Here is a 20,805-nt window from a genome sequence, read left to right on the forward strand (position 1 = left end):
AGCAATAACATCAAAAACAGGCGCTCTATAAAAAAGGAATGCCCAATGAAAACCATCATCAGCATCAGCCTGGAAGGCCCGGATCACGATTACGAATTCCAGACGCCCTTCCTGGGAGAAGAATTCCATATCCGGCGAATCGGTGTGGACAAGGACACCAAACGGGCTGAAGCGCTGATCCGGGAATGGCAGACGAAAGCGGATGCCATCGCCCTGGAAGGCCTGCGGGATCACCAACGGGTGGGCACCTTCGAGCTGCAGCAAAAGCTGATCAAACGTCTGGAGGGAATGAGCCGGGCAACCCCGGTGACCAGCGGTACCCGCCTGCGGGAAATCCTGCAGGAATGGGCGGTGCGACATACCCAGAATACCCAAAAAGGCTTCTTCAACAACAGCAACGTGTTGCTGTTCAGCGGCATGAATCACTATCGCACCGCGCGGGTGTTGACGGAGTTCACCGACAACCTGCGCTTTGCCGATCCGGTTCTGCAACTGGGTATTCCCAAATTCCTCTCCTCATTTGATGCCCTGGAGCTGTTTGCCAAAGGCACCCACCAGATTCTGCGCTGGTCTCCGCCCCACGTGCTGTCCCCCAGCGTGGCCCCTGTCCAGGAGTGGAATCATTACATCCTGCGCAAAGCCATGCACAAAGCCGACGTGGTCGTGGCCTTTTATGAAGAGCTGGAACGCTTTGGCCTGGAAGAGCTGGCCGGCAAAACCATCATCACCTCGTCCATCTCCGAGGCCCGGCTGCAGGACTTGCGGGATAAAGGCGTGGATATGGTGCTGGATTATTCGCCGCAACCGTTTCAGGATCACACCATCAGCATTGTGGTACTGGAAGCCATGATCATGGCGGCCACGGGCCATCATCACCAGCAGGTGACCGACGATGATCTGCTGGAAATCATCTCTGACCTGGGGCTGGAGCCACGCACCCTGTATCCCCATGGCTTCTCACGCACCAGCCGTTTCGCCTTTGTCATTCACCCGCTTTCACAGCAGTATTTCCGCAACGCCAAACCCCTGGACCTGGTATCCAAAGTGTCGCCGCCGCTGGTGATGAACACCCTGGAGCGCATCATCGCCTATGCCCCTCCATTCGTGTATTCCCGGGTTACCGGCGTGGAATCCCCCACCGGGGCCCGGGCGGAAGGCTGGCTCATCACCGTGGGCGGCACGCCCAAGGAGATCATGGCCCACAGTCCGGAGTTCACCTATCGCCGCCTGCTGGCCGCCGCCGACATGGCCAAAAAACTGGGCGCCCAGATCATGGGGCTGGGTGCCTTTACCAAGGTGGTGGGTGACGCCGGCGTCACCGTGGCCAAGCGGGCTCCCCTGCCCATCACCACCGGCAACAGCTACAGTGCCTCCGGCGCACTCTGGGCAGCGCATGACGCAGTGAAAAAACTGGGCCTGGTGCAAATCGGCCCCAGTGGCAAAATGGCGGGCAAAGCCATGGTGGTGGGCGCCACCGGCGCCATCGGTTCGGTGTGTGCCAGGCTGCTGGCCAAAGCCGCCGACGAGATCTATCTGGTGGCACCGGAGCCGGCCAAGCTGTTGGCCCTGAAAGAAGACATTGAGCAGGAAACACCGGGGGCTCAGGTCCACGTCACCGCCAAAACCGACAAACACCTGGCGGACATGGACATGATCGTCACCGCCACCTCCGGTGCCGGGAAAAAAATTCTCGACATCCAGCAGGTCAAACCCGGTTGCGTCATCACCGATGTGGCCCGCCCCCTGGACATACCCCCGGAGGACGTGGCCAAGCGGCCGGACGTGCTGGTGATTGAATCCGGCGAAATCCGCTTGCCGGGTCAGGTCCGCATGAAAGACATCGGATTACCCAAAAACGTGGTCTACGCCTGCCTGGCAGAAACCATCGTGCTGGCCCTGGAAGGCCGCTACGAAAACTTCACCCTGGGGCGCAACATCGAGTGGAAAAAAGTGCGGGAGATCTATCAGTTGGGCCTGAAGCACGGCATGCAGCTGGCTTCCATTTCCGGGGTCAATGGTGTGTACAGCGATGAGGACCTGGCGCGAGTGCGCAACCTGGCCCTGGCACAACGTCCGGAGCTTGCAGCAGGCACGCAGAAAACGCCCTTGCATTGATTCATCGACCGCCTATTCGAAGGTCAGGGCGCAGCCTATTTTCTTCCAGGTGTCCTGCTCCTGCTGCAAATCCGCCAACAGCAGGGATTGGTGATTGATCCAGTCCGGCTCGAAATGCAGATGCACCTGATCGCCCTTTACCGTGATCACGAAATCCGGCAGTGGGGCATCCCGGCGTGAACGATGGAATACCACCGCCAGCCGCAGCAGCAGCACCAGACGCCGCACTTTCTCCTGCAAATGGGGCAGCACTTCATCCAGCATGTTGCTGCGCAGCTTGCGCCGCTGGCAGCCCACCAGCGTGGCCATGATTTTCTGGTCCTGGCGGGTAAAGCCCGGCAAATCGGAGTAGGTCAGAAGATACGCGCCATGGCGATGATAGCCGGAATGGGACACCACCAGCCCGATTTCATGACACAGCGCAGACCAGCTTAACCAGTCCTGGCAATACTCCCCCAGATCCCAATCCTGCTCCACCCGGTGCATCAGATCCAGGGCGGTACGCTGCACCCGTTGGGCCTGTTGTTCATCCACGCTGTAGCGTTTCATCATCGCCATCACCGTACGTTCACGCACGTCTTCCGGGGCGTGGCGGCCCAGCATGTCATAGAGGATGCCTTCGCGCATGGCACCTTCGGAGAAGAAGGCTTTTTCCACCCCCAACTGCTCATAGATTCCCACCAGGATGGCGAGCCCGCTGGGCAACACCGTGCGCCGGTCCGCCTTGATGCCAGCAATGTCGATGTCGTCGAGCTTTTCGAAACCCAGCACCTTGTCCCGCAGCTTGTACAAACCTTCCAGGTCGATGCCGTCTTTGTACCAGCCGTTTTCAATGAGCGCGTTCTTGATGGCCTTGACCGTACCGGATGCCCCGACCGCTGCAGTCCAGCCCGCATCCCGGTAACTGCGTTCAATGGACGTAAGTTCCAGGCGGGCCCGGATCACCGCTTTGCGAAAGCCCTGCTCGGTGATGTTGCCCTCGGCAAAAAATCGCTCCCGATAGGAGACGCAGCCCATGTGCAGGCTTTCAGTGAGAATGGGTTCAAAACCGTTGCCGATGATGAACTCGGTGGAGCCCCCGCCAATGTCGAACACCAGCCGATTGCCGTCTTCATGGGCCAGGGAGTGGGACACCCCCAGGTAGATCAGTCGCGCCTCTTCCCGGCCATTGACCACTTCCACCGGGCAATTGAGGAGTTTGCGGGCCTCCCGCAGAAACGCATTGCCGTTGCTGGCCTTGCGCAAGGTGTTGGTGCCAACACAGCGAACAAATTTGGGATCAATGCCATCCAGGCACTGGGAGAATCGGCCGAGGCAGGCGAGCCCTCGCTCAATCGCGTCGGCATCCAGGCTGTTATCTGCCTGCAGCCCGGTGGCCAGCATGACTTTTTCGGCAATCTTCTGAACCGGACGGATCTCACCGGATTCGGTGCGCGCGATCACCATGTGGAAACTGTTGGAGCCCATGTCGATGGCGGCCATCAGCGGGCTTTCTGATTCGGGTGTGGCAGTCTGTTCAGTCAAGACGTGGCTTCCACTCTCAGTGCAGATAATGTCTACTGCAAAAACAGGATTGATGTCGTAAGCTAGATCAACTCAGGTTGGATCATGATGGTTAAGCGGGGATGATACCACCATAATGCGGCTGGGAGCAGTGACAATTGCTGCGCCCCTGAGATTGAAACTCCCCACCACGAGTCGTACAATTTGCCCCAATAAGTTTGGTATTGGGTCCAGATCTGGTCGGAACTGACCCGGATGTGGCACAACTGGAGAGACTAATGAGCAACATCGTAAACGTAACTGACGGCACCTTTGATGCTGAAGTACTTCAATCGGATAGTCCGGTGCTGGTGGATTACTGGGCCGAATGGTGTGGCCCCTGCAAAATGATTGCCCCCATTCTGGACGAGATCTCCGGCGAATATGACGGCAAACTGAAAATCGCCAAACTGAACATCGATGAGAACCCGGACACCCCGCCCAAGTACGGAATCCGCGGTATCCCGACCCTGATGCTGTTCAAGGGCGGCAATGTGGAAGCCACCAAAGTGGGCGCTCTGTCAAAATCGCAATTGACAGCGTTCCTTGACAGTAATATATAATACCCCCAGCCCTGACCTTCGCCGGTCGGGGCTCCTTATAAGTGTTTGTGTCTTCGACTTCATAACAAGCTGGAAACGCAACGCGGAGAGCGGTCCCTGGCATTTCGCAGATTCCTCACCTCTTTTAGCTCCATTGTATAGAACCACCGTACACCAAAAGCGTGTGATGAATCCTTTCGACCGGTTTGCTATCGATATGCTGGACGCCTCGGCAAGCGAGTGCTAGATTGACTTTATCGCTCCTGAATTGTGGAGCAGCAATTCCTTAATCTGAAACCATTAAGAGTCTCTTTTTAGCGCCCAAGCTCGCTGTGCCTATGCCGGGTAAAGGCTCTCCTTACCTTTAACAATCAATTATGACCTCCACGGAAATGAATCTCACCGAACTTAAAACAAAACCAATTGCTGAACTCGTTAACGTCGCCAACGAAATGGGCCTGGAAAACATGGCTCGCACCCGTAAGCAGGACGTGATCTTCAGCATTCTAAAAAAGCACGCCAAAAGCGGCGAAGACATCTTCGGCGACGGCGTGTTGGAAATCCTGCAGGATGGTTTTGGCTTCCTCCGCTCCGCCGAAGGTTCCTACCTGGCCGGCCCTGACGATATCTACGTATCCCCCAGCCAAATCCGCCGTTTCAACCTCCGCACCGGCGACACCATTTCCGGGAAAATTCGCCCACCGAAAGAAGGTGAGCGCTATTTTGCGCTGTTGAAGGTCAACGAGATCAACCTGGATCGACCGGAAAACGCCAAGAACAAGATTCTGTTTGAAAACCTGACGCCCCTGTTCCCCCAGGAGCGCCTGATCATGGAAATCGGCAACGGCAGTACTGAAGACATTACCGCCCGCACCATCGACCTGGTGGCGCCCATCGGTAAAGGCCAGCGCGGTCTGATCGTGTCTCCGCCGAAGGCCGGTAAGACCCTGATGCTGCAGAACATCGCTCACTCCATTGCCCGCAACACCCCCGAATGCACCCTTATCGTATTGCTCATCGACGAACGCCCTGAAGAGGTGACCGAGATGCGCCGCACGGTGCGCGGTGAAGTGGTGGCATCCACCTTTGATGAACCGCCGGCCCGTCACGTGCAGGTGGCAGAGATGGTGTTGGAAAAAGCCAAGCGCCTGGTTGAGCACAAGCAGGACGTAGTGATTCTGCTGGATTCCATCACCCGTCTGGCCCGTGCCTACAACACGGTGATCCCATCCTCCGGTAAAGTGTTGACCGGTGGTGTGGACGCCCATGCCCTGGAGCGTCCCAAGCGCTTCTTCGGTGCGGCCCGTAACATCGAGGAAGGCGGCAGCCTGACCATCCTGGCGACGGCCCTGGTGGACACCGGCTCGAAAATGGACGAGGTTATCTTCGAGGAGTTCAAGGGAACCGGTAACCAGGAACTGCACCTGGATCGCCGCATTGCCGAAAAGCGTGTGTTCCCCGCCATCAACATCAATAAATCCGGTACCCGTCGTGAGGACTTACTGACCTCTGAAGACGAGCTGAAAAAGATGTGGATCCTGCGCAAAATCCTCCACCCCATGGATGAGATCGCCGCCATGGAATTCCTCATCGACAAAATGCGCGACACCAAGACCAACGAAGAATTCTTCGAGTCCATGAAGCGCAAGTAGCGTCTCTGTCATGGCCGGTAAGCTCAATGCCTGCCGGCCATGTTCATCATGAAACATCAGATTACCTTTTTCCCCAGCCAGCTCAGTCTGACAGTGGACGCGTCCGAGACGGTTTTGGAATCCGCCCGGCGCCAGGGCTTCCACGTGCCCAGGGCGTGCGATGCCGGTGTCTGTCACCTGTGCCAGGCCCGCCTGCTGTCCGGACAGGCCCGGCACAAGCACAGCAATCTGACGCTGGATGCTTCCGCAGGCGCCCATGAGCCGGTATTCTGTTGCTTACTGTATCCACTGTCGGACCTGCACCTGGAGATTGAACGCGTGTTAGCACCGGGACAACTACCTAGCCAAGAAGTCACAGCGAAAATCCACGCCATCGAACAGGCCGCGCCAGATGTGAAAATCGTGCAGCTACTGCTGCCCGCCGGCAAGAAGATCGAATACTACGGCGGACAGTACCTGCAAATACTGCTGGATTCCGAAAACGTGGCGGCCTTTTCCATTGCCAATGCACCCCGCAACGACCGCACCGTAGAACTGCACATTCGTGAAGCACCGGACAGTGATTCCTACACCCTGCTGGCAAAGCGCCTGCAAGTGGGCGAACTGTTGCGGGTCAGCCTGCCCCACGGGGAGACCACCCGCTTCAGGTGGCAGGGTGCCGAGAAACTGCTGTTCATCGCCGCCAGCACCGGATACTCCCAGTTCAAAGCCATTCTGGAAGAGATGGCGGCCCTGGGCGATGAGCGGCCGGTGACGCTTTACTGGGGCGCCCGCACCGCCCGGGATCTGTACCGGCACGACGCCATCAAATCCTTCGCCTTCCTGCACCCCCACCTGAAATACATTCCGGTGGTATCGGATCAACCGGAATGGCCCGCCCGCAAGGGCCTGGTGCACCAGCAGGTGATCAAAGACCTGAACGGTGATTTCAGTGGCTGGACCCTGGTCTGCGGCGGATCCCCTGCCATGGTGTACACCACCTTCGATGATTTCGTGGCGGCGGGTATGCAGCCGGAACAAATGATCTCCGACGTGTTTGACTACGCGCCCCGTGATCCCGGCTGATCACATCTATTGACCTGGCTCCAACCTTGGCCCTGGATTCGGTATACATTAGAGGGATCGGATAAAGGAGATCAATGGTGAGTGAGAACAATCAGTTCAGCATCAGCCTGGAATTAGTGGAAGACTACCTGTTCAAGATCGACTTTGGTGAGTTCGGTGACGTGCTCACCGACGAGCCCCCACCACTGGGTTCCGGGGAAGGCCCCAACCCATCAAGACTGGTGGCGGCGGCGGTGGGCAACTGCCTTTGCGCCAGCCTGTTGTTTGCACTGCGTAAACACAAGGATTCCCCCGGCCAGGTACGGGCCACCGTGCAGGGGGAACTGGAACGCCAGGATGGCCGCTGGCGCATCGGCAAACTGGAGGTGGTGATGCAGGTGGAAAACCCAGACGCTCTGCCCCATCTGCCTCAGGCGCTGGCATCCTTTGAGGACTTTTGCGTGGTCACCCAGAGCATCCGCAGTGGCATTCCGGTGCACGTGAAGGTGCAGGATACCCAGGGAAATGCACTGAACTGATCAGGAAGGATCGGCCGCAATGTCGGCTGTTGCGCTGGGGGTAACGTTGGGCATCGGCAGATCCGGCAGGCGCTCAGCAATCAACGCCAAACCCGACTGGAAATGCTCGTTGCTGGCCTGGTGCTCACCCAGGTGACTGAGCAGGCGCCCCAGCTCACCATAGGCCTGGGCGCTTTTCCGGGAACGCAGGCTGGCCTCGAAATAACCGCGGGCACGCTCCCAATCTTTGCGCTGCAGGCTCAGGCGCCCCATGGTCAACAGCAGCATGGGGTTATTGGGCCGCTCTTTAAGCCAGTTTTCGCACCACAGGAACTGCTTCTCCACATCACCGCCGGTGATGCGACCGTACACCTGCACCAGGCCGTCATCCCAGTTCTTGCGCAGCAGATCCGTGATGACCCGCTCGGCATCCACCGCGGCGTTCACCGCCACCAGGGCGTCGGCGTATATCCGCACCAGGGATGGCTCAGTGTGGAATTTCTTCGGGATCTGATGCCAGGCCTCTTTCAGGTGTCGGCGTTTTTCCTCGTCGTCATCGCCACGCACTGCCCGCTTCAGCTTGCCTTCGTAGCAGGCCTGGGCCAGGCGCCCGAACTCTTCCACGCTGACCACTTTGTGCTTCTTCAGGGCCGGCAGCAGTTCCCGCAGGCTTTCCCAGTCCTCCAGCTCCAGATACACCTTGGAGAGCATTTTCACCACATAGGGATAGCTGGGGGATTTGGGTTCGCGGGACAGTTTCATCAGCGTGGCCAGGCATTCTTCCCAATGCCCGCTCTGATATTGCAGGCGGGCCTTGGTCAGGCTGACCGCCGCATCGGCCCCCTTGGTGGATTCGTGTGCCAGGCGCAGATACTGGTCGCGCTCATCGGACTTACCCTGCTCATGGGCCGCCTGGGCGGCGGTGAGGTAATTGATCAGGGGCACGTCATTACCCCGGGCAGCCCGCGCCAGCAGCTTTTCGGCATTGGCCCAGTCGCCCTGGGCCAGGGCAATCAGACCGTCGGTGGTGAGGCGGCTGTGATTACTGCGGAACCACTGCAGGCTGATCAGGCGCCGCCCAATCACCACCAACCAGTACCCCACAAAACTCACCAGCAGCACCACCAGCACCCCCACCAGCAGACTGGTTTCGAAGGTATGTTTGCCATGGGCCAGTAGAATGTAGCCCGGGTCCTTGGCCACGGCCTTGAAAAACAGTGCACCCACCAGACTGCCCATCACCAGGAACATGATGGTGGAGCCCTTGATTCGCAACAGATTCAGTACCGAACTCACTGGGCGTTCTCCTGCCGGGATCGCTGCTCCAGCTTTTGCACCTGCTGCTCGCGGATCAGTTTCTCCTTGTTCCAGTAATCCCGGAACACCCGCACGCCGCGAATGGATTCTTCGATGGTGGGCATGGGCGGACGCAGTTTGACCTGCAACAGTTCGCTGATCTCGGTCACGAAGAAGCGGGTCTCCCCGGTTTGCTGGTGAATGTACATTTCCACCCGTTCACGGGCGCCGGTGAGGCTCACCCGATAGGCCTCGCTGTCCCCCCGCAGCAACGCCAACTGGGCCTGCTGCAGCAGCATGATGACGTTACGGGCCAGAAATTCGCGGTCTTCGGTGAGCGTGATCGGGCGCCCTTTGGGGTGTTTCTGATAATCGTAGAGCGAACCGAGGAATTTCTTGAAGCGATACCAGAACAGGGCCATGCCCTCCTCCGGCAACGCTTCCCCCGGCGCCGGTTCCAGTGGCTCCTGCTTGAGTTCGAAACTGGGAATGCCCAGCTTCACCACCCGGTCACTGAGGTCACTCAGGCGCAGGAAGATCCCTTCCACGTCGATATTGGTCTCTGCTGCCAGTTTGAGTTTGTGGATATCCCGCACCAGGGCCTCCCGCAGGGGACGGGCTCCGGGCTCCTGCATGGCACGCACGATGTCATCGGCTTCCTGCAACAGGGCCAGGGCGCCGGCGGCATCCCCCAGCAGGGTCAGGCGTTGTTCGGCCACGGTGATAAAGTGTTCCACTTCCCGCAGCATCCAGTCGATACGGTGGGCACCGCTGATGGCGGCAATGTCTTTCTCCAGCACTGCAATGCGCGATTGCAGCAGCTCCCGGCTCTGGTTGGCGCTCTTGAGGGCTTCCCGCTCCTGCTTGAGCTGATTGGTGAGCTGGGTCAGGCCGCTTTCCAGCTGTTCCAAGCGGTGGGCGCGGGCCTGCAAGGTGCGGTTCAACTCTTCGCGATCCGCCAGAATCTGCAGTTTCTCCTGCTGGGTAACGTAGAACTGGTAGCCCACCAGCCCCGCCGCCGCGGCCGCCAACAGCAGGCTCAGCAGCAACAGGCTGCGCGCGCCCCAGCCCAGTCTGGCCTTGGCCGGCGCCGGTTTTTCCGCGCGTTTGATTTTTTCCTGAACGGAGGGGGGAGCAGTGGAGGCCACCGCTGAGGTGGCTGTGTCAGGCTGGTTGTTCTCGTTCTGCTTGTTTTCGTCCTGGTTCTGTTCGGTCATGGAATTCCTGTAAGCCCTATGATTCCTGTTGCTGAATGGCACCAATGGCCTTGATCATATCAGAGGCAGCCGGGCTCTGCGCCTGCGTCACATCATGAAAGCCCTGCTGTCGTGCAAACTCCGCCAGGCGCCCGCTGACCACCACCAATGGGCAGGCCTGCAACCGGGGCAACTGGGCCCCCACCATGGTCATGAGATTACGTAATCCGTCTCCGCTTGTCACGGTCAGAATCACCGCACCGGGCTGCTGCAACGCCACCAGCAACGGTGCCGGATCTTCCGCGGGGGCCGTACGCCGGTACAGCTCCAGATAATCCACACTGGCGCCCCGCTGCCGCAGGGTATCCGCCAGGGTTTCCCGCCCCCCTTCCCCCCGCAGGATCAGGATTTTGTGGTCACGCAGTTCCTGCAATTCCGGCCAGTCCAGCAGCGTTTCACTGGTGGCACCCTGCTGGGCCACTTTCAGGTCCAACCCCCAGTCCGCCATGGCCGCGCCGGTGGCGGGCCCCACCGCAAACCACTGTTGCTGCACCGGCCACTGGGGCCAATAATCCGCCAGCGCCTCCAATCCCAGGCGGGCCGCATTAGGGGACACGCAGATAACAAACCGATAGCGGTCCAGGTCCAGGATCAGGTTACGCTGCAGGGCCGTAATGGGAATGGGTTCGATGGAGAGGGTCGGCAGCAGGATCACCCGGGCCCCCGCCTGCTGCAGGGCCTCACAAAGCTCTGAGGACTGTTCCCGGGGGCGGGTGACCAGGACGGTGGCGCCGGCCAAGGCGGTCACGACTGCGCGCTGTGGTAAAGCCGGTCCAGGATTTCCCGGGCGCCCTGGCGCAGCAGAACCTCCGCCAACTCCCGGCCCAATTGCTCCCCGTGATCCCGGGGTCCACGGACCTCATGCCGTACAATGGTGGAGCCATCCGGTTCCCCCACCAGCCCACGCAACCAGATCTGGTCGCCTTCGAGCACTGAGTATCCAGCGATCGGCACCTGGCAGCCCCCTTCCAGGCGGTTATTCATGGCCCGCTCCGCCAGCACCCGGGTGGTGGTGTCGTCGTGCTTCAGGCATTGCAACAAGTCGATGGTGCGCTCGTCGTCCAGGCGGCACTCAATGCCCACCGCCCCCTGCCCTACCGCCGGCAGGCTTTCTTCGGCGGGCATGGCACGGCGAATCCGCGCATCAAAACCCAGCCGTTTGAGGCCCGCCGCCGCCAGGATGATGGCATCGAACTGGCCGTCGTCCAGCTTGGCCAGGCGCGAGTTGACGTTACCGCGCAGGTCCACAATCTTGAGGTCCGGCCGCCGCTCCCGGATCTGGGCCTGGCGCCGCAGGCTGCAGGTGCCCAGCACCGCCCCCTGGGGCAGGTCGTCAACCGAATCGTATTGGTTGGAAACAAAGGCATCGCGGGGGTCTTCCCGCTCACAGATCACCACCAGCCCCAGACCTGCGGGGAATTCCACCGGCACGTCCTTCATGGAATGGACGGCGATGTCGGCCCGCTTTTCCAGCATGGCTACTTCCAGTTCTTTCACGAACAGGCCTTTGCCGCCCACTTTGGCCAGGGGGGTATCCAGGATCACATCGCCCCGGGTCTTCATGCCCAGCAGTTCCACCGTTAGCCCAGGATGGGCCTGTTCCAGTCGGGCTTTGACGTATTCGGCCTGCCACAGGGCCAGAGGACTTTGTCGGGTGGCTATACGCAGCACGTTGCGAGAGGTGTTATCTGTCATGGGTTACCGCCTTGTTTTTACTGGCAGCAACCCTATCACATCAAAGGCTTTGAAGCAGCTTCTTCACGGCAGAGGCGTGGCGCCGGCTGACGGTGAGCCGCTCCTCGATACCCTGAATACGCAGCTGGTACTGGTTGCCCCGGTGTTCCATGCCCTCGATGTAATTCAGGGCCACCAGGGCGTTACGGTGAATGCGCAAAAAGCGGTCACCGAACTCGGTTTCCAGGTCCTTGAGGGTTTCATCCAGCAGGGTTTCACCCTGGCTGTGGCGAACAGTGACGTACTTCTGGTCCGCCAGGAAATAGCGCACATCCGCCACCGGAATCAGCTCGATACCGCGGCGGCTGCGGGCACTGATGTATTCCCGCTCGCCACTCTCGGCGGGGGCATCCTCCCCCAGTTCCCGGCGCACCGCGTTCATCTGCGCTTTGTTGATGCGGCTGGCTTTATGGAGGGCGGCTTCCAGGTCCTCCTGCCGCACCGGTTTCATCAGGTAATCCACCGCATTCACCTTGAAGGCTTCAATGGCGTGTTCATCATAGGCGGTACAGAAAATAATGGCCGGTGGACTGTCGCCGTCGCTGAGCCGGGAGGCGGCTTGCAGGCCGTCCATACCGGGCATACGAATATCCAGCAGAATCAGGTCGGGGTGGGCCTGGGGCACCATTTCCAGCAGCTCCTGGCCGTGTTCGGCTTCGCCCACACACAGGGTCGCAGGCACTTTCTCCAGCATGCGCCGCAGGCGGTCCCGCGCCAACGGTTCATCATCGCATATCAACACTCGAATCATCGGGCCACACTTCTCTTATTGTTGTCATTGTCGGTGGACGACTCAGGTGAGTTAATCGTCATACTCTTAACCTTAGCATGGATACGGAGCCAAAATAGAGCGCCAATTCAACCTTTTCGGCTAATTTGTATACTTTGGGGTCCACAAGTAGCTATTTTACCGGATAGGGATAGGACAACCGGGTGATGTAGCGGTTGCCTTCCACATAGCCGGTGAGCTTGGCCCGCTCGCCATACAGGGCCGCCAGCCGGTTACGGGTGTTCTCCAGGGCCATACGGTTGCCCTGGGACTCTACGCCGCCGGCCTTCTCCGCATAAGGGTTGGTGATGGAGAGTTCAAACACCCCGTGGGAATAACTGGCTACGATTTCCACAATTCCACCTTTGGGCAGGGGCTGGACCCCATGCAACACCGCATTTTCCAGCAAGGGCTGCAGGGTCAGCAGGGGGATCTTCACCTGCTCGGGCACCGAACGAATTTCCCACTGCACGTCCAAACGCTTGCCCAGGCGCAGCTTTTCGATGTTCAGGTACTTGTTGCAGAGGTCGATTTCCTCCTGCAGGGGCACCTGGTTGCCCACGTGATTGAGGCTGGCACGGAACAGGGCCGAGAGATCCATCACCACGTCCTCGGCGGTGCGCGGATCGGTTTCGATCAGGCTGGCAATGATGTTCATGCTGTTGAAGAGAAAATGGGGGCGGATGCGGGACTGCAGGGCCTGAATGCGGTGCAGCAGCTCGGACTGGCGCCGGGCGATGAGCATGGCCTGCAGGTAAAAATAGCGAATCACCAACCCGCCGATGATGGCGGCGATGGCCACGTGGGTAAGTACCGGATTGGAGAAGAAAATGGCCAGCACACTCTGGTTGGGATTGAAACTGAAGCTGATCTGGCTGAGCCCGCTCATGATCCAGGTGTTGGCAGGGATCAGCAGGTAACTGATGATCACCGCCCGCTGCTGCGGCAGGGTGCGCAGATAGCCCCGTAACTTGCACAGCATCCCGGCGCTGGACAGGGCCACCCATTGCACAAAGAGGGACACCAGCCCCAGTTGCATCCAGTCGAAGCCCCACAGGCTGCTGTCCACCAGCACAATCACCAGGGAAAACAGCTCGGCAATCAGCACCAGAAAGAACACCGACTGGCGATCGCACAGGTCCGGCAGAAAGAAGGCTTCCTCCTGTTCGACGGGCGGCTTGCTGACTCGACTCATCCGGGGCTGGGTCCTTGGGGTTGGTGGGTGATGGGTGGATGACTGCTGAATCAGTATAAGCCAAACACACTTTGGCATTGGGAGAAATTGGCGTCGGATAAAACGGGCGACGGAAGAAATGACCCGCCGCCAGAAACAAGAAAGCCGGCTGGCGCCGGCTTTCTGTTACCGCGTGGAGAGATGGATCAAGGGGCAGGCACGATTTCGGTGGTCGTGAAGCTCACCACCGGACAGGTTTCCTCGGCCTCTTCCTTCATCAGGGAGCTGCGCGCGCACACCTTCACTGTGTGATCCCCGGCCAGGAAGCTGTCCACCACGACATTGGTGCGCTCCATCCAGGCACTCCAGCTGCCACCGTCAACCTGGTAGCGGTACTGCAGGCCGCCGAATTCGGGGTTGGGGTTATTGCCAGAGATGGCGATGTCCACCGCACCGTTTTCCAGGTCAATGCTGGTCACGGTGACGGTACCGTTATTGACCGACTCCATCTCGACGGTGGTCTGCGAATAGGTCACCGTGCCAATGTAGGTGGTGGGAGCCGCCGCGTTCAGGGCCGTTTCCTCATGGATCAACCGTCCAGCGAGCGCCAGGGTGTGGTTCTGCCCGTTGCCGCTGTTATCCACCCAGAATTGCTCCATAAACAGTACATGTCCCAGGATACTTGGCAGGGGAATCGCTTGCAGGGCATCACCCAGCATCGGCAGCGCCAGGGGTACAGCGAACTCGACGATGCTGTTGATAAAGCCGGGCGGCAAAGGCAGAAGGCCGCTGGCATCGGTTTGCGTCACTTCAATCACGGGCACCTGGTCAAACGCCAGTCCCAGATTGCCGCCAAAGGTGGAATCCACAATGAAGGGCACGTCGATGTTAAGGGTAGCACCGAAGACCGTGCGATAGTCGTCCCAACCTTCAACGTACATATCCAGGGCGAACTCCACATCATACCAATGCAGGGTACCTGCAGCGCCCGCGCCGGCATCGCCCAGGGTCATGTAAGGGGCAGATTTCGGCATCAGACGAATGCCGATCAGCGTGCCTTCCGGCAGGTCAGTCAGGGTCTGGGTACCGTCCACCAGAGAGGGATAGAAACCCGGTGCCAACTGGATGGTGGTCAGCCCGGAATCGTGGGCCGCCGCCAGGATCTGGTTGAGCACATTGGTGGAAAGGCCCACACCAAAATCATAGCCAGAACCATCCGGCGTCAGGCCGGTCATGATGGGAGCCGTGCCACCGATGTGCAGGGAACCCAGTGTGGCCGGTACAAAGGTGGCCGGCGTGGGGGCCTTGGCGTTGGTGGCCAGGCGCACCGTCAAACCATTCGCATCGTTATTGAGGGTGTCCGGCACAGCGTTCACCGCCAGAGGTGTCACCGGGCCTTCTTCGCCGTCCACATCCACATTCAGACCGATACCGATTTCGTTCAGCACCGCCGACATCAACCAGTCCACCATGTAGTCCACGATGGTCAGCAGCAGCGTGTCGAACCACCGCAGCAGAATATCGACCACCACATCCGCGATCGCCGACAGCACATTGGACAACAGGCCGCCGTTGTCGAGCCAGACGATGGCCACGTCCAGATCGGAAGTCGCCAGCGTGGTACCGGAAGTATCCAGGCTCACATTGCGATCCACCACATCCAGATCCACCAGGGTGGACGCCTGAATGTAACCGGGGTTACCGTCAGTGGTGACGGTTACGTCGGCCTTGAGGGGAATCGTCACCCACATACCCAGTGTCACCAGGGACTTGTAGCTGACGCTGTCCAGAGTCAGGCCCACTTCCAGGTTTTCTGCGTAAAGCTTGCTCAGGTCCAGGCCGTCATCCACCAGGCTGAGATCCAGGTCCAGGTTGTCCATCCCGAGTTCATTGACGGTCATGGTCGCCCGGAAGTCCCCCAGCAGCACAATGGGGACATCAATGTTGATGGGGCCCAGAGCGCCCAGGATTGGCGTCAGATCCTGTTCGGACAGAACCTGTTCCAAGGTTGGGATAATAAACTGCAGTCCGGCGTCGCTCAGGTAGGCAGACAGGCCGGTGTACTCGGTATCATTGCGGGAAAAGGTGGTGGTGCTGGTGTGGTTAAAGCCATCGGTGGCTACGAACACATTGCGCGGCTGATCGTTGTAGGGTACGTCAGTAAAATGATTACTGGCATCCAGTGTAACCGCGGCGTCATCCAGGAACACGCTGGTGACACCGCCCGGATCGTACACGTAACCGGAAACCGTCCTGGCGTCGCGGTCGGTCCCGGTGATGCGAATCTGGGGGCCGGTGGTGTCATAGTAGAACACCACCTGCTTCAGGGTGGTGCCCGCGGTCATACGGAACACGTTGCGGCCAGACACGATGCAGTCGCCCGCGTATTCTGCCGCACAAAAGGTTTCCACGTCATCGCTGGAAGCCGTCATGCTGGCACCGTCGTCGGCCGCAGTGAAGGCATTCTTCACATCTTTGCCGTTAATCTCCAGTTGCAGGGGAGACGGTACGTCACCATTGGTGAAGTTCACGATAAAGTATTCAGGTTTGACGATCTGCGAAGAATTATTCGTCGGTGCGACGATGCTGGCCTGATCACAGGCAGCCAGTCCTAGAGCTGCAGTCAGAAGCAGGATTTTGGATATTACGTTCAAAATAGCGCCCTCAAAAAAATTAAAGCAAACTTAATTTGGTAACCTGGTTTTTAATAGAGTTGGTTTCTTCTTGGTCTTCTTGAGCCCGTCCATTGTGTACTTTCATCATCGGCACGACCGGAAAATACACAATGGACTAACTGGTCATAATACCTGTTCTGGTGAAAATTCATACGCCCATTTTGTGACAAGGACGACATTCATGTATTGGATTACGACAGAATGTTACGGCATGTAAACAGATGCCTCACCCTATGTGTATCGCAGGTAACACAAACGATCACCACTTATAAGCCCATCAGGAACAGGCATTCGTTGCCGGCTTTGGCTAACAGCCAGGGTGGTCAGGGTCTGGTTTGCCAGGGGCTGCGTGATATACTCGCGGCTTTGAATTTCGGGGCTTTGCCCGTTGGCGGGAGATGAGCTTGTAGCGTACCTCAACTCCCCGTCACGGCTCCCGCCTCAGATCATACAGAGCACCACCCTTCAGCATCAGCCGTACAGGAAGCAGCATGTCAGACTCGTCCAACACCAAGCCCACCCAGAACATCCAATGGGGTGGCCGCTTCACCGAAGCCACCGACGCCTTCGTACAGGTGTTTACCGCCTCCGTGGACTTTGACCAAAAAATGGCAGAGCAGGACATCAATGGCTCCATCGCCCATGCCACCATGTTGGCCGAGGTGGGCGTGCTGACCGCCGACGAGAAAACCCAGATCATCGACGGCCTGGAAGCCATCCGCCAGGAAATCCGCAACGGCGAATTTGAATGGTCGGTGGCGCTGGAAGACGTGCACATGAACATCGAGGCGCGCCTGACCCAGCGCATCGGCATCACCGGTAAGAAACTGCATACCGGCCGTTCCCGCAACGATCAGGTGGCCACCGACATCCGCCTGTACCTGCGCGACGCCATCGACGCCATTCTGAGCGAAGTCACCCGCCTGCAAACAGGCCTGGTGGACCTGGCCGAACGCGAAGCCGACACCATCATGCCCGGCTTCACCCACTTGCAAACCGCACAACCGGTGACCTTTGGCCACCACATGCTGGCCTGGAACGAAATGCTGTTCCGCGACTACGAGCGCTTGGTGGATTGCCGCAAACGGGTCAACCGCATGCCTCTGGGCTCCGCCGCGCTGGCGGGCACCACCTACCCCATCGACCGTACCATCACGGCCAGACTGCTGGGCTTTGAGGGCATCTGTGAAAACTCCCTGGACGGCGTCAGCGACCGCGACTTCGCCATCGAATTCTGTGCCGCCGCGTCCTTGTGCATGACGCACCTGTCCCGCTTCTCGGAAGAGCTGGTACTGTGGGCCTCGGCCCAATTCAATTTTGTGGATCTGCCGGATCGCTTCTGCACCGGTTCCTCCATCATGCCGCAGAAGAAGAACCCCGACGTGCCCGAGCTGGTGCGCGGCAAAACCGGCCGCGTCAACGGTCATCTGATCTCATTGCTCACCCTGATGAAATCCCAGTGTCTGGCCTATAACAAGGACAACCAGGAAGACAAAGAACCCCTGTTCGACACCGTGGACACCCTGTTCAACTGCCTGCGTGCCTACGCCGACATGATGCCCGCCCTGCAGGTGAAAAAAGACAGCATGCGCGAAGCGGCCCGCCGCGGCTTTTCCACGGCCACCGATCTGGCCGACTACCTGGTGAAGAAAGGCATGCCGTTCCGCGATTCCCATGAAGTGGTGGGTAAGGCTGTGGGCTATGGCGTAGCCAACCAGAAAGACCTGGCGGATATGTCCCTGGATGAGCTGCAGCAGTTCAGCGATATCATCCGTGAAGACGTATACGATGTCCTGACCCTGGAAGGTTCGGTGAACGCCCGCAACCATCTGGGAGGCACCGCACCGGTGCAAGTGAGGGCCGCTGCGGCCAGAGCCCGCGCCCAACTGGCTGCGCGTTAAGCGCGCCGCACACGGCCGGGGGAGAACACATCCAGATGGGTTGGCAAGCCTGGTTTACCATTGGTCTCCTGGTGGTGGTGCTGGTCACGCTGATCCGCACGAAACTGCCCACCCATCTGGTGATGATGGGGGCACTGACTCTGCTCAGCGTCAGCGGCATACTGAGCCCCCAGGACGCCCTCAGTGGATTCAGCAACCCGGGCCTGATCACAGTGGCGGCGATGTTCGTGATCGCCGCCGGCATGCAGGCCTCCGGAGCCATCCACAGCATTGAAAGCCGCATCCTGGGTCGACCCACGTCCGTGGCCGGCGCCATCCTGCGCCTGTGCGCCCCCACCGTGCTGCTGAGTGCCTTACTCAACAACACCCCGGTGGTGGCCACCCTGATTCCCGCCGTACGCAGCTGGGCAAGCAAGATCGATATCCCGGCTTCCAAGCTGCTGATCCCCCTCAGTTACGCCTCCATTCTGGGGGGTACCATGACCCTGATCGGCACCAGCACCAACCTCATTGTCAGCAGCCAATACGCCAGCCTCACCGGCAAGCCGGAATTCGGCCTGTTTGCCATTTCCATCATCGGGGTGCCGGTGGGCCTGTTCGGCCTGGGCCTGCTGATCCTGTTGTTGCCGCGACTGCTGCCCAGCCACAAACAGCGACAGGCGTTTTCCAAGCTGCGGGAGTTTACCCTGGACGTGATCGTCGATCCCGCCGGACCGTTGGTGGGCAAAACCATTCCCGAAGCGGGGCTGCGTAACCTGAAACGGGTGTTCCTGGCGGAAATCGAGCGCGACGGCAGCCTGCTCACCGCCGTCTCGCCCCTGGAAAAGCTGAAAGGCGGCGACCGCCTCACCTTCGCCGGCGACACCGACGCCCTGTCGGACCTGCTCGCCATCCGCGGCATTCTGCCCTCCAACCACCAGGATGAAGTCCCCCTTGAGATCAACCGCCCGGAGCGCTGCCTGGTGGAAGCGGTACTGTCACCCCATTCCGCGGTACTGGGGCTCAGCATCAAGGACAGCCAGTTCCGCGACCGTTATGGGGCGGTGGTGCTGGCGGTGGCCCGTAACGGCGAGCGGGTGGCACAGAACCTTGGGTCCATCCGCCTGCGGGCGGGGGATACCCTGCTGTTGGAAGCGCGCCCCAATTTCGTCCGCCAGCAACGCCTGAACCGGGATTTCCTGCTGGTGAATGACCTGGAACGGGAGTCGGTGCGGCACCACAAAACCCTGTTGGCCTGGATCATCCTGGCGGCGGTGGTGATCAGTGCCGCCAGCGGCCTGCTGTCGATTCTGAATGCAGGCCTGCTGGGGGCGGCTGCCATGCTGGTTCTGCGCTGTTGTTCCATTGCCCAGGCCCAGCGCAGTCTGGACCTGACGGTGCTGATCACCATCGGCGCCTCCTTTGCCCTGGGTAATGCCCTGCACAACACCGGCGCCGCCCAGTGGCTGGGCCTGCAGATCATCGACCTCAGTGGCCACAGCCCGGTCCTGCTGTTGATTGCGTTGTACCTCATCATTTCGATACTGACGGAGTTCATCACCAACAACAGTGCGGCGATCCTGATGGTGCCCATCGTGCTGCAGATCTGCAACCAGCTGGGACTGGACCCGGAACCCTACCTGTTTGCCATCATGATGGCAGCCTCCGCCAGCTTTGCCACGCCCCTGGGCTACCACACCAACCTGATGGTGTATGGCCCCGGCAATTACAGCTTCGGGGATTTCCTCAAGGTGGGCGTGCCCATGAACATCCTCATCGGCGCGGCCACCATCCTGGTGCTTACCCTGACTTACGGTCTGCTGTAAGCCCTGGGCGCGGCATTACCACCCGGCGTTAACGCAGCACGCTGAGCCGGGAGGCGGAATTCAGGGCGTCCGGCAAGTGCCGCTTGAGTTTTTGCGGCAGAGACCGGATCATGGAGGGAACTATTCGACCCTGAAGTTCTGCCATGATCCCGCGAATCCTGTTCAGTTTGTTAAGTCTCGCCGGCGCCCTTAGCCTGGCTGCCTGCGCCACCCACTACTCAGTGTCCACCGACTACGATGACCAGTACGGCTTTGCCGGCAAAACCCGTTATGCCCTCATCACGCCGGAGGCCATCCAGACCACCCGCAATGACCTGTTGCGTAACCGCATCGAAAGCGCCCTGCACCAGCAGTTGGCTGCACGGGGATTCCAACGCACGGACAAGGCCCAGGCGGACATCTGGATCAGTTATTTCGCCACCGCGGAACAACAGCAGGATATTCGCACCTACCAGAGTTACAACACCTACTACGGTTATGCCCGCTGTTATCGCTGCCTGTACCCGGCCATGCCGGTCACCACCGATGTGCAGGTCATCCATTACACCGAAGCCACCCTGATGATCGACATCATCGATCCCAGCAGCAACACCCTGAAGTGGCGCGGCGCCACCAGCAGCAAAGTCACCACATCCCAGGCGGACAGCATGACCGTGGCGGAGCGCACCGAGAAGGTCAACCAGGCCATTGCCGCCATCCTGGAACGCTACCCACCCGGCACAGCGGCCCCCTGACTCCGAATATCCGCCACTGATCTATACTGACAGCTATTCCGCTCTTCA

The 20,805-nt window shown here is 59.5% G+C and carries 16 protein-coding genes; 8 read left to right on the forward strand and 8 right to left on the reverse strand.

Features of this window, described 5'->3' with window-relative positions:
• Positions 1–45: 45 nt before the first annotated feature.
• On the forward strand, positions 46–2,115 hold the full coding sequence (locus D9N14_RS05495; RefSeq protein ID WP_290577794.1) for a dehydrogenase: 2,070 nt from the start codon (positions 46–48) through the stop codon (positions 2,113–2,115).
• A gap of 12 nt (positions 2,116–2,127) precedes the next feature.
• Here the strand turns inward: D9N14_RS05495 and D9N14_RS05500 are convergent, their stop codons facing one another.
• Positions 2,128–3,639, reverse strand: coding sequence for a Ppx/GppA phosphatase family protein (locus tag D9N14_RS05500; protein ID WP_290577796.1), 1,512 nt, complete (start codon positions 3,637–3,639; stop codon positions 2,128–2,130).
• 257 nt (positions 3,640–3,896) lie between these two features.
• Here D9N14_RS05500 and trxA point away from each other — a divergent pair, with 257 nt between their 5' ends.
• From trxA to D9N14_RS05520, 4 genes are all read left to right on the forward strand, one after another.
• Entirely contained in the window at positions 3,897–4,220 is a 324-nt protein-coding gene (gene trxA / locus D9N14_RS05505; RefSeq protein WP_290577798.1) for a thioredoxin TrxA, read from the forward strand.
• 371 nt (positions 4,221–4,591) lie between these two features.
• Positions 4,592–5,851 (forward strand): transcription termination factor Rho, encoded by a 1,260-nt coding sequence (rho, locus tag D9N14_RS05510; protein WP_290578049.1) that lies wholly within the window; start codon positions 4,592–4,594, stop codon positions 5,849–5,851.
• A gap of 48 nt (positions 5,852–5,899) precedes the next feature.
• On the forward strand, positions 5,900–6,916 hold the full coding sequence (locus tag D9N14_RS05515) for a 2Fe-2S iron-sulfur cluster-binding protein (protein ID WP_290577800.1): 1,017 nt from the start codon (positions 5,900–5,902) through the stop codon (positions 6,914–6,916).
• 77 nt (positions 6,917–6,993) lie between these two features.
• Entirely contained in the window at positions 6,994–7,434 is a 441-nt protein-coding gene (locus tag D9N14_RS05520; protein ID WP_290577802.1) for an OsmC family protein, read from the forward strand.
• Here the strand turns inward: D9N14_RS05520 and D9N14_RS05525 are convergent, their stop codons facing one another.
• The 7 genes from D9N14_RS05525 to D9N14_RS05555 form a co-directional block, all read right to left on the reverse strand.
• A complete protein-coding gene (locus tag D9N14_RS05525) occupies positions 7,435–8,709 on the reverse strand; it encodes a heme biosynthesis protein HemY (RefSeq protein ID WP_290577804.1) in 1,275 nt (424 codons plus the stop codon).
• Positions 8,706–9,926, reverse strand: coding sequence for a uroporphyrinogen-III C-methyltransferase (locus D9N14_RS05530; RefSeq protein ID WP_290577805.1), 1,221 nt, complete (start codon positions 9,924–9,926; stop codon positions 8,706–8,708). The genes D9N14_RS05525 and D9N14_RS05530 overlap by 4 nt, the downstream gene beginning before the upstream one ends.
• A 16-nt stretch (positions 9,927–9,942) precedes the next feature.
• Positions 9,943–10,713, reverse strand: a complete 771-nt coding sequence (locus D9N14_RS05535) for a uroporphyrinogen-III synthase (protein WP_290577806.1) — start codon at positions 10,711–10,713, stop codon at positions 9,943–9,945.
• Positions 10,710–11,660 (reverse strand): hydroxymethylbilane synthase, encoded by a 951-nt coding sequence (hemC, locus tag D9N14_RS05540; RefSeq protein WP_290577808.1) that lies wholly within the window; start codon positions 11,658–11,660, stop codon positions 10,710–10,712. The genes D9N14_RS05535 and hemC overlap by 4 nt, the downstream gene beginning before the upstream one ends.
• A gap of 40 nt (positions 11,661–11,700) precedes the next feature.
• On the reverse strand, positions 11,701–12,447 hold the full coding sequence (locus D9N14_RS05545) for a LytR/AlgR family response regulator transcription factor (protein ID WP_317622581.1): 747 nt from the start codon (positions 12,445–12,447) through the stop codon (positions 11,701–11,703).
• Positions 12,448–12,601: 154 nt separating this feature from the next.
• Positions 12,602–13,663, reverse strand: coding sequence for a sensor histidine kinase (locus D9N14_RS05550; RefSeq protein ID WP_290577812.1), 1,062 nt, complete (start codon positions 13,661–13,663; stop codon positions 12,602–12,604).
• 185 nt (positions 13,664–13,848) lie between these two features.
• The gene (locus D9N14_RS05555) at positions 13,849–16,296 is read right to left on the reverse strand and encodes a hypothetical protein (RefSeq protein WP_290577814.1); all 2,448 of its coding nucleotides are present in this window, start codon (positions 16,294–16,296) and stop codon (positions 13,849–13,851) included.
• A 512-nt stretch (positions 16,297–16,808) separates the two neighbouring features.
• Here D9N14_RS05555 and argH point away from each other — a divergent pair.
• The 3 genes from argH to D9N14_RS05570 all read left to right on the forward strand — a co-directional run bounded on the left by argH (position 16,809) and on the right by D9N14_RS05570 (position 20,757).
• Entirely contained in the window at positions 16,809–18,218 is a 1,410-nt protein-coding gene (gene argH, locus D9N14_RS05560; protein WP_290577816.1) for an argininosuccinate lyase, read from the forward strand.
• A 35-nt stretch (positions 18,219–18,253) separates the two neighbouring features.
• Entirely contained in the window at positions 18,254–20,023 is a 1,770-nt protein-coding gene (locus D9N14_RS05565; RefSeq protein WP_290577818.1) for an SLC13 family permease, read from the forward strand.
• A gap of 143 nt (positions 20,024–20,166) precedes the next feature.
• Positions 20,167–20,757 (forward strand): DUF4136 domain-containing protein, encoded by a 591-nt coding sequence (locus tag D9N14_RS05570; RefSeq protein WP_290577820.1) that lies wholly within the window; start codon positions 20,167–20,169, stop codon positions 20,755–20,757.
• Positions 20,758–20,805 lie beyond the last annotated feature (48 nt).

Origin of the sequence: Ketobacter sp. (assembly GCF_003671495.1) — a bacterium.
Taxonomy (GTDB): Bacteria; Pseudomonadota; Gammaproteobacteria; order Pseudomonadales; family Ketobacteraceae; genus Ketobacter.